Source organism: Glutamicibacter sp. BSL13 (assembly GCF_052928425.1).
Genome location: NZ_JAVGCZ010000105.1, coordinates 1 through 8,794 on the forward strand (window position 1 = coordinate 1; position 8,794 = coordinate 8,794).

An 8,794-nucleotide genomic window follows, 5' to 3' on the forward strand; every position below is an offset into this window, starting at 1 on the left:
GCGCGGGCCAGCCGCGGGTCGGCCGGCACCTGCACCAGGCGCTGCCCGGCAGGGGTCAGCTGCCCGCTCTCGTCGATCGCGCCCAGTGAGCGCAGCACGGATTCGGCATCATCCAACGCGGCGGCCGGAGGCTGCTGCCACAACTCCAGCCCCTCCCCGCGCGGGGTCCCCCACGCCGCCAGGTACAGCGCCGCCTGGGTCAGCTCCGCGGTGGCGATCTGTGGGCTGGTGAAGGCCGGGGCGGCGGCGAAGGAACGCTGATCCAGGGTGCGCACCACCCGGCCGGGCTCCAGGCGTCCGGCACGGCCGGCCCGCTGGGTGGCCGAGGCGCGGCTGGCCACCACGGTGACCAACCCGCTCATCCCGCGCACCGCGTCCCGCCGCGGTTCCCGGGCGTACCCGGCGTCCACCACCAGGTTCACCCGCGGCACCGTGAGGGAGGATTCGGCGATCGGGGTGGAAATGATGATCCGCGGCCGCGCCGCCGGGCCCGGGTCCTGCAGGATCGCATCCTGCGCCGCGGCCTCGACCTGCCCGTGCAGGGCCAGGACCTCAAAGCGCGGATCGCCGGCCGCCAGCGCGCGCACCCGCTCCACCTCCCCGGCCCCGGGCACGAACACCAGTGTGTCCCGGGCCGGGCCCTGGGCGGTGTTGCGGGCGGTCTGCTCGACGGCGGTGGCCGCCACGTGGTCCAGGTAGCCGCGCTCCAGCCCGCGTTCGGCGTTGCGGGTGCCGCTGTAGGAACAGAATTCCTCGGCGACCGGATGCTGGATGCCGGACCCGGAAATGATCCCGGCCGCTGCCCCGCGCCCCAGGTAGCCGGCCAGGTCCTCGGCGTGCAGGGTTGCGCTCATCACCAGCAGGGCCAGGTCATCGCGCAGCTGGTTGACCTGGTTGAGCATCGCCAGCACCAGGTCGGTTTCAATGGAGCGCTCATGGACCTCATCGACGATCACCGCGCCCACCGAGGCCAGGTCCGGGTCGGCCAGCAGCCGGCGCAGCAGCAGCCCGGCGGTGACGAACTCAATGCGGGTGCGCGGACCGCTCAGGCTTTGCCCGCGCACCGAGAAGCCGATCCGCTCCCCCAGTTCGCTGCCGTCCAGCTGGGCCAGGCGGCGGGCCGCGGCCCGTGCCGCCATCCGACGCGGCTGGGTGACGATCACCCGTCCGCCCAACCCTGCGGCGGCCAGGGCGTTGGCCACGGCGGGTGGCACGATCGTGGTCTTGCCGGAGCCCGGCGGGGCCTGGATGACCAGCGGGGCATCCACCGCGTCGCCCAGGCGCCGGCTGATTTGGGTGTGCGCCGGACCGAAGGCAAGGCCCCGGCCGATCGCGGCAAGGTCAAAGGGGGCGCTGGCGCGGTTCACCATCATCGGCTCCTACCGGTCGTGGCGGTCCAGAAACTGTGCAATCTGGGTGGCTCCCGGTTCGATCGGGAACAGGGTGCTGCCGTGGGTGCGGTCCACCAGCGGCACCAGCCGGGCGTGGGGCATGGTGCGGGCCATCACCTTGTTGTGTTCAAAGCGCGGCTGGTCGCGGGTTCCGGCCAGCAGCAGGGTCGGCACCCGCAGGGCGCGCAGCTGCTCCAGTTCCAGGCGCTGCAGGGTTTCGGCGGCCTCGAAGTAGGCGGCCAGGGCCAGCGGGTCGTTGGCCAGGAACGCCATCCGGGTCGCCGGGTCCAGGCGCCCCTGCCCGCTGACGAAGCCCTCGATGTCCCCGGCGCGCAGGACCTGGAGGTAGCCCTCGAAGAACAGCCCGTCGATCTCGCCGCTTTCAATCGCGTAGGTTCCGCCCAGCATGCTCAGGCTAAGCACCCGTTCGGGCTGCTGCAGTGCGATCGACAGGGCGGTGCGGCTGCCAAAGGAGTACCCCACTAGGTGGGCGCGCTCAATGCCCAGGGAATCCAGCACGGCCAGCACGTCCCCGGTGATCAGCTCCATGGTGTAGGACTCGGTCCGGTGCGGCTTGCCGGACTTGCCGTGCCCGCGCAGGTCGATGCGGATGTTGCGGCGTCCGGCCCCCACCGTCTTGGTGTAGCCCAGGCCGCGCCAAATGGAGCGGGAGAGTGCTGAACCGTGCAGGTAGACGACGGCCTCGCCCGCGGCGCGGTCATCGTCGAAGAAGATCTCGGTTCCGTCGGCTGGGTTCGTGATGCTGGGCATGTCTTCGATTAAAACCCAGTGCGGGTGGCGCCGCCCAATCCGGGGCGGCACTGCTTCCGCCTGCCACCGGCGGGCAGGGGCGGATCCCTCGACAACCCGGGCGAAAAGTAGAACACTGAAAGTACCTCAGGATTGCCCGTTAGGGCACCAGCGGAAGGAGAGGCCATGACACAGCAGCCTCAGGAACGAAGCGACGAGGACGTCCGGCACGACCATGATGAGGAACTGGTCGAGGAGTGGGAGGACGAATCCTTTCCCGCCTCGGACCCACCCTCGAACTACTAGCGCCTGGTTGAGCGCCGGGCATCGTCCCGCCATGGCACCGGGACCAGGGTTGTTCCCGGCCCGGTGCCAACCGGCGCGCACAAAGCATTGCCGCGGCCGGACCCGCCCCGCTCGCGTCACGCTTTCTCTATGTGACCGCTCATTCGACGCACAGCTAATAACAAGAATCGCTTCCTATAGTGGTTATTACCTTCTCAAGGTGCGAGTGATCTAGAAGAACCGATCCGAAGCGGCGTTACCTCCTTGGCCGCCCGGGTCGGTTCTTCATGTTAAGCACCGTGAACCATGGGGCACCGGTGGGTGCGTCGTGGCCCCGATGAATCGGATCCGGCCCTTTTCCTGCCCTAGTCTTGAACTTGTGCAATGGCATCTGCCGCCAAGAAGAGAAAGGTGCACCGTGGAGTACGAGCGCTTCCAACCAGTTGTTGATTCACACCGCCCATGGGTCGCGTCAGAAGACCGCTACGAGCATTTCGGCTATCGCCGCGTCGGCGCCTCCGGGCTGCTGCTGCCGCCGATCTCGCTGGGTCTGTGGTGGAACTTCGGCGACAACCGAACCTTCGACTCCCAGCGTGAAATCCTGCGCCATGCCTTCGACTCGGGCATCAACCACTTCGACCTGGCCAACAACTATGGCCCGCCGGCCGGTTCGGCCGAGGAGAACTTCGGCCGGATGCTGCGCGGGGACTTCCGCCCCTACCGCGATGAACTGATCATCTCCTCCAAGGCCGGCTGGGACATGTGGCAGGGCCCGTATGGCACGTTTGGTTCGCGCAAGTACCTGATGGCCTCCGCCGATGCGTCCCTGGAGCGCCTGGGCGTGGACTACGTGGACGTCTTCTACTCGCACCGCTTTGATCCCAAGACGCCGCTGGAGGAGACCATTGGCGCGCTGGATACCCTGGTGCGCCAAGGCAAGGCCCTCTACGTGGGCATCTCCTCCTACTCGGCCGAACGCACCGCCGAGGCCGCCGCGATCGCCAAGGACCTGGGCACCCCGCTGGTCATTCACCAGCCCTCCTACAACATGCTCAACCCCTGGGTGGAGCACGGTCTGCTGCAAACCCTGGAGCAGGAGCGGATGGGCTCGATCGCGTTCACCCCGTTGGCGCAGGGGCTGCTGACCAACAAGTACCTGGGCACCACCGACGTCGAACGCTCCGGCGGGCGCCGCTCGCTGCAGGACCAGCTGACCGAGGAGAACCTGAAGAAGATCCGCAGCCTGAACGAGCTGGCACAACAGCGTGGCCAGTCGCTGGCGCAGATGGCGATCGCCTGGCTGCTGCGCGACGGCGCGGCCACCTCGGTGCTCATCGGCGCCTCCTCCACGCAGCAGCTGGATGAGAACCTGTCGGCGCTGCAGAACACCGAGTTCACCACCCAGGAGCTGGAGCAGATTTCCACCATCACCCAGGGCGATGCCGGCATCGACTGGTGGAAGAGTTCGGCCATCGGCTAAATCCACACCCCACGCCAGGGCCGGGAGCGCCGCTTCCGGCCCTGCTTCGCGCTTTGACGCTACGGTTTCCGAACCGAAAATCTGCTGTACGTACTGAATTCGTAGTAGCTATATTCTCGTACGGACGATATGCTCAGAGGAGAGCTTCGTGACCGGGTTCACAGCCCTCCCGATCGGAGGGTTCGGGCACGGACACGAGCGCCAGCTGACAGTCCATTGCATGCACTATGACAGGAGCGAGAATGAGCGCCCAAACCTATAAGGTCCTGAATCCTGCCACCGGCGAAACGGTCGAGGAATTCCCGGTGGCCACCGATGAGCAGGTGCAGGAGACCCTGAGTGCAGCCTCCTCAGCCTACGAGTCGTGGGGCAAGACCGACATCAACGAGCGCGCCAAGATCGTGCACCGCATCGCCGAGCTGTTCGGCGAGCGTGCCGAGGAGCTGGGCAAGATCATGACCACCGAGATGGGCAAGCCGCTGTCCGAGGCCGTCGGTGAGGCAGAGTTCTGCAAGGACATTTTCCAGTACTTCGCCACCGAGGGCCCGACCCTGGCCGCCGACCACGAAATCAAGTCGCTCTCCGGCGGCCGCGCGGTCGTGCAGAAGCGTCCGATCGGCCCGCTGCTGGGCATCATGCCGTGGAACTTCCCGCTGTACCAGGTGGCCCGCTTCGCGGCGCCAAACCTGATGCTGGGCAACACCATCATCCTCAAGCACGCCGAGTCCTGCCCGCGCTCCGCGCTGGCCATCCAGGAAATCTTCGACGAGGCCGGAGTACCGGCCGGGGTCTACAACAACCTGTTCGCCACCCACGACCAGATCTCCACCATCATCGAGGACCCGCGTATCCAGGGTGTCTCGCTGACCGGTTCCGAGCGCGCCGGCGCCATCATCGGCGAACAGGCCGGACGCAACCTGAAGAAGGCCGTCCTGGAGCTGGGCGGTTCGGATCCGTTCGTCGTCCTGGACTCGCAGAACATCTCCGACATCGCCGAAACCGCGTGGGGCTTCCGCATCGACAACACCGGCCAGGCCTGCAACTCGAACAAGCGAATGATCGTCATGGAGGACATCTACGACGAGTTCGTCTCCGAGCTGACCAAGCGTGCCGAAGGCCTTCAGCCCGGCGACCCGATGAAGGAAGAGGAGGGGACCTTCGCCCCGATGTCTTCCCGCAAGGCGGCCGAGGACCTGCACGAGCAGGTCCAGGACGCCGTCTCCAAGGGTGCCACCCTGCACGCGGGCGGTGTGCTGCACGACGGCCCGGCAGCCTACTACTCCCCCGCCGTGCTCACCGGTGTCACCAAGGACATGCGCGCCTACTACGAGGAGCTCTTCGGCCCGGTTGCCGTGGTCTACAAGGTCTCCAGCGATGAAGAGGCGCTGGAAATGGCCAATGACACCGTCTACGGCCTGGGTGGCTCGGTGCACTCCGAGGACCGGGCACGCGCGGAGAAGGTTGCCATGGGCCTGCAGGCCGGCATGGCCAGCGTGAACGCCGCCAGCGCCGAGGGCGCCGAGATGCCGTTCGGCGGCGTGAAGCGTTCGGGCTTCGGCCGCGAGCTTGGCCCGCTGGGAATGGACGAGTTCGTCAACAAGCGTCTGTACTACATCGGCGAGTAAGCCCTACTCTCCATCTGGGCCTGGGATCCGAGCGCGGTTCCCAGGCCCAGACCTGTTTAACCCGTCCTGTGGGTCCTCCTCGCTTGCCTCAACCCGGGTCGCAGGCAGATGCTCTGAGGCTGCAAAGAGGGAAAAACCAGCTTCCGTCGGCGGGGCGATGAAACTACCGCAGCACCGAAGCTTTGCGGTGGGCACCGTCCAGGATGCGAAAGCAGCCGCCGTCAGCGCTCGGAAAGGCGCAAAGTTTGCAACCGGGTTCAGTTGGCCGTGGTCGCCACAGAGGCGGCGCCCATCCGCGTCAGGGATCTGGCCGAGGAAAATCGCTGAACAGCAACTAGTAAACGGTTCTGAGCTGGCTGGCGGGAACCCACATCTGCTCCCCGTCCCGCTCAATCTTTCGCCATGCACCCTGGCGAGCGGTGACGACAACTGCGGTGTCGGCCTGCAGGATGCGCACCAGCGGGTAATGGTCTCCCGGTCCTCGGCGGCCGTTGAGGCTGATCGTTGTCAAGGCCCTCTGCTGGGGCACCGAAATCAGTCCATCACGCGGCGGCCGTTGCGGCAGGGTTTGCAGGTACATGCTCGGCACCCAGCCTTGGGAATCTCCCCATTGAATCTGCGCCCACAGTCCCTGCTGCAGCATCACCTTGACCTTGGCGCCCTGATCCACGACCTTGATGACGGGATAGCCGGTGCCGCTTCCCTTGCGCAGGTTCAGGGTGGCAGTGGTTTGGTGCGTGGCCTCAATCAGGGCGTAGCGCGAGGGGACGGCCGCAGCCTTGGGCTCGGCTGGGGATTGCGACGGTGTACTGACCTGCACGTCGGGGATCTGCTCCAGGTAGGCCGCCGGCAGCCAGCCGTAGAGCCCACGCACATACACATGCGCCCATGAGCCGCGGATCTCCACGAGGGCCAGCTCCTGGTGTTCCATCAACTGCGTCTGCACCAGGTAGTGCCGCCCGGCTCCCTTGCGCAGCTTCAGCGACGCGGTTGTGCGGTGCGTGAGCGCCACGGCCTGCGGACTGGCCTGCGCACGTGACGGTCTCACCCGATCCACAAACACCTCTGAAACTTAAAAACCTAGGGAAGCAACAATCATTGCTTCCCTAAGTTTATTTCATTAATCAATCGCCCGCGGCGAGTGAGGACTTTTTACTCCGCGGAATCGCGGGAGGCCAGTTCCGCCTCGATGCGCAGCAGGCCGCTGCCGTCATCGCCCACCAGGCGCACGCGGTCCAGGATTTCCCCGACCGTCGCCTCTTCCTCGACCTGCTCGTCGATGAACCAGTGCAGCAGCGGCAGGCAGTCCAGGTCCGCTTCATTCTGGGCCACGCGGTACAGTTCGCGGATGGCGGCCGAGACCTTCTGCTCGTGGGCCAGGGAAGCCGCGAAGGCGTCCTCGACGCTGCGCACGTTCAGGCTCGGGGCGGGCTGCTCACCGATCTTCGGGTGGGCGCCGCGGTCGGCCATGTGCATGATGAACTTCTCGGCGTGCACGATCTCTTCCTGCGACTGGGCGCGGAACCAGTTGGCGATGCCGGGGAAGCTGAGCACTTCCATTTCGGCGGCCAGCTGGCGATAGACCGTGGCCGCGGTCAGTTCTAGGGTGATCTGCTGGTTGAAGGCTTCTGCCAGTTTTCCTGTAAGTTCCATGTTTTTACAATAGGCGCATTCGGCGCGCTTGTCACCGAAGTTTAGGCACACTAAGCAGCTGCCGAATTAGCTCACACCAGCGGTCTGACTTGCATTTAGTTGAGGCGTAGCAAACTTTGGTTTGGCACCCCTACCCCACGGGTCCAGGTGGCCGGAGGGTAGGGGGAGCCAGGGTCGTAGGAGGTTATCCCAATCCGGCCTTGCGCAGCGCCTCGGCCATCGCGGTATTGGCCGGAGCCGATTCCTTGCGCGGCCCCGGCGCCCGGCGGGCGCCGCGTTGGCCCTGGTTTCGCTGGCCGTTTCGCTGCGGATTGCGCTGCCGGGAACCGGCTGGCTGGTCCGGGGTGCTCTGCCCGGGCAGCGGGTCATCCAACCGCAGGGTCAAGGAGATGCGCTTGCGGGCGGCGTCGACGTCCAGGACCTTGACCTTCACGATCTGTCCTGAGGTGACGACCTCGCGGGGGTCGGAGATGAACTTGTTGCTCAGCGCCGAGACGTGGATCAGCCCGTCCTGGTGGACCCCGATGTCCACGAACGCGCCGAACGCGGCAACGTTGGAGATCGTGCCCTCCAGGATCATGCCCGGCTTCACGTCGTTGAGGGTTTCCACGCCCTCCTTCAGCGCCGCGGTGACGAATTCCCCGCGCGGGTCGCGTCCGGGACGCTGCAGTTCGGTGATGACATCGCGGATGGTGGGTTCACCGAACTGTTCGGTGACGAACTCGGCGGGATCCAGTTCGGCCAGCCGGCGGCCGCGCTCCTGGGCACTGTGCTGCAGGGTGCGGGCCAGCGCGTAGGCCTCGGGGTGCACCGCGGAGGCGTCCAGCGGGTCGGTGCCGGACGTGATGCGCAGGAACCCGGCGCACTGTTCGAAGGCCTTGGCGCCCAGGCGCGGCACCTTGAGCAGGTCCTTGCGGGTGGCGAAGGGGCCGTTGGCGTTGCGGTGCTCGACAATGTTGCGGCTGAGCAGCGGCCCGACCCCGGCGACGCGGGAGAGCAGTGCCGGGGAGGCGGTGTTCACATCCACGCCCACCGCGTTCACGCAGTCCTCGACCACCGCGTCCAGGGCACGGTCCAGCTTCGCGGCGCTGACGTCGTGCTGGTACTGGCCCACGCCGATGGACTTGGGGTCGATCTTGACCAGTTCGGCCAGCGGGTCCTGCAGGCGCCGGGCGATCGAGACCGCCCCGCGCAGCGACACGTCCATGCCCGGCAGCTCCTGGCTGGCCAGTTCGGAGGCCGAGTACACCGAGGCGCCGGCCTCGGAGACGATCACCTTGGCCGGCTTGGCGCCGGTCAGCTCCTTGATGACGGCGGCGGCCAGCCGGTCGGTTTCCCGCCCGGCGGTGCCGTTGCCCACCGCGATCAGCTCGGTGCCGTGCTTGCGGGCCAGGGCGGTCAGCACCTGCACCGACTGGTCCCACTTGTTGGCCGGGGCGTGCGGGTAGATGGTGGCGGTGTCCACGACCTGCCCGGTGCGGTCCACCACCGCCACCTTCACCCCGGTGCGCAGCCCCGGGTCCAGGCCCAGCACGGCCTTGGAACCGGCCGGGGCGGCCAGCAGCACGTCACGCAGGTTCGCGGCAAAAATCTTCACCGATTCGTCCTCG

7 protein-coding genes are annotated in these 8,794 nt (G+C 66.8%); 2 read left to right on the top strand and 5 right to left on the bottom strand.

Going from position 1 to position 8,794, the window contains the following annotated elements:
* Both RCJ92_RS13660 and RCJ92_RS13665 read right to left on the bottom strand, forming a co-directional pair.
* The coding region (locus tag RCJ92_RS13660; RefSeq protein ID WP_446754833.1) for a helicase-related protein at window positions 1-1,373 on the bottom strand (1,373 nt) is incomplete at its 3' end.
* A 6-nt stretch (window positions 1,374-1,379) separates the two neighbouring features.
* Window positions 1,380-2,162, bottom strand: a complete 783-nt coding sequence (locus RCJ92_RS13665) for an alpha/beta fold hydrolase (RefSeq protein WP_346922220.1) — start codon at window positions 2,160-2,162, stop codon at window positions 1,380-1,382.
* A gap of 682 nt (window positions 2,163-2,844) precedes the next feature.
* On the opposite strand from RCJ92_RS13665, the gene mgrA reads away from it, so the two are divergent.
* Window positions 2,845-3,906: an L-glyceraldehyde 3-phosphate reductase gene (mgrA, locus tag RCJ92_RS13670; RefSeq protein WP_446754834.1), complete on the top strand. Its 1,062-nt coding sequence runs from the start codon at window positions 2,845-2,847 to the stop codon at window positions 3,904-3,906.
* 242 nt (window positions 3,907-4,148) lie between these two features.
* A complete protein-coding gene (locus tag RCJ92_RS13675) occupies window positions 4,149-5,531 on the top strand; it encodes an NAD-dependent succinate-semialdehyde dehydrogenase (RefSeq protein WP_446754835.1) in 1,383 nt (460 codons plus the stop codon).
* Window positions 5,532-5,865: 334 nt separating this feature from the next.
* Here RCJ92_RS13675 and RCJ92_RS13680 read toward each other — a convergent pair whose 3' ends face one another.
* The 3 genes from RCJ92_RS13680 to RCJ92_RS13690 form a co-directional block, all read right to left on the bottom strand.
* Window positions 5,866-6,579, bottom strand: coding sequence for an SH3 domain-containing protein (locus RCJ92_RS13680; protein ID WP_138176112.1), 714 nt, complete (start codon window positions 6,577-6,579; stop codon window positions 5,866-5,868).
* 104 nt (window positions 6,580-6,683) lie between these two features.
* On the bottom strand, window positions 6,684-7,184 hold the full coding sequence (locus RCJ92_RS13685; RefSeq protein WP_138176110.1) for a ferritin: 501 nt from the start codon (window positions 7,182-7,184) through the stop codon (window positions 6,684-6,686).
* 184 nt (window positions 7,185-7,368) lie between these two features.
* The coding region (locus tag RCJ92_RS13690; protein WP_446754836.1) for a helix-hairpin-helix domain-containing protein at window positions 7,369-8,794 on the bottom strand (1,426 nt) is incomplete at its 5' end.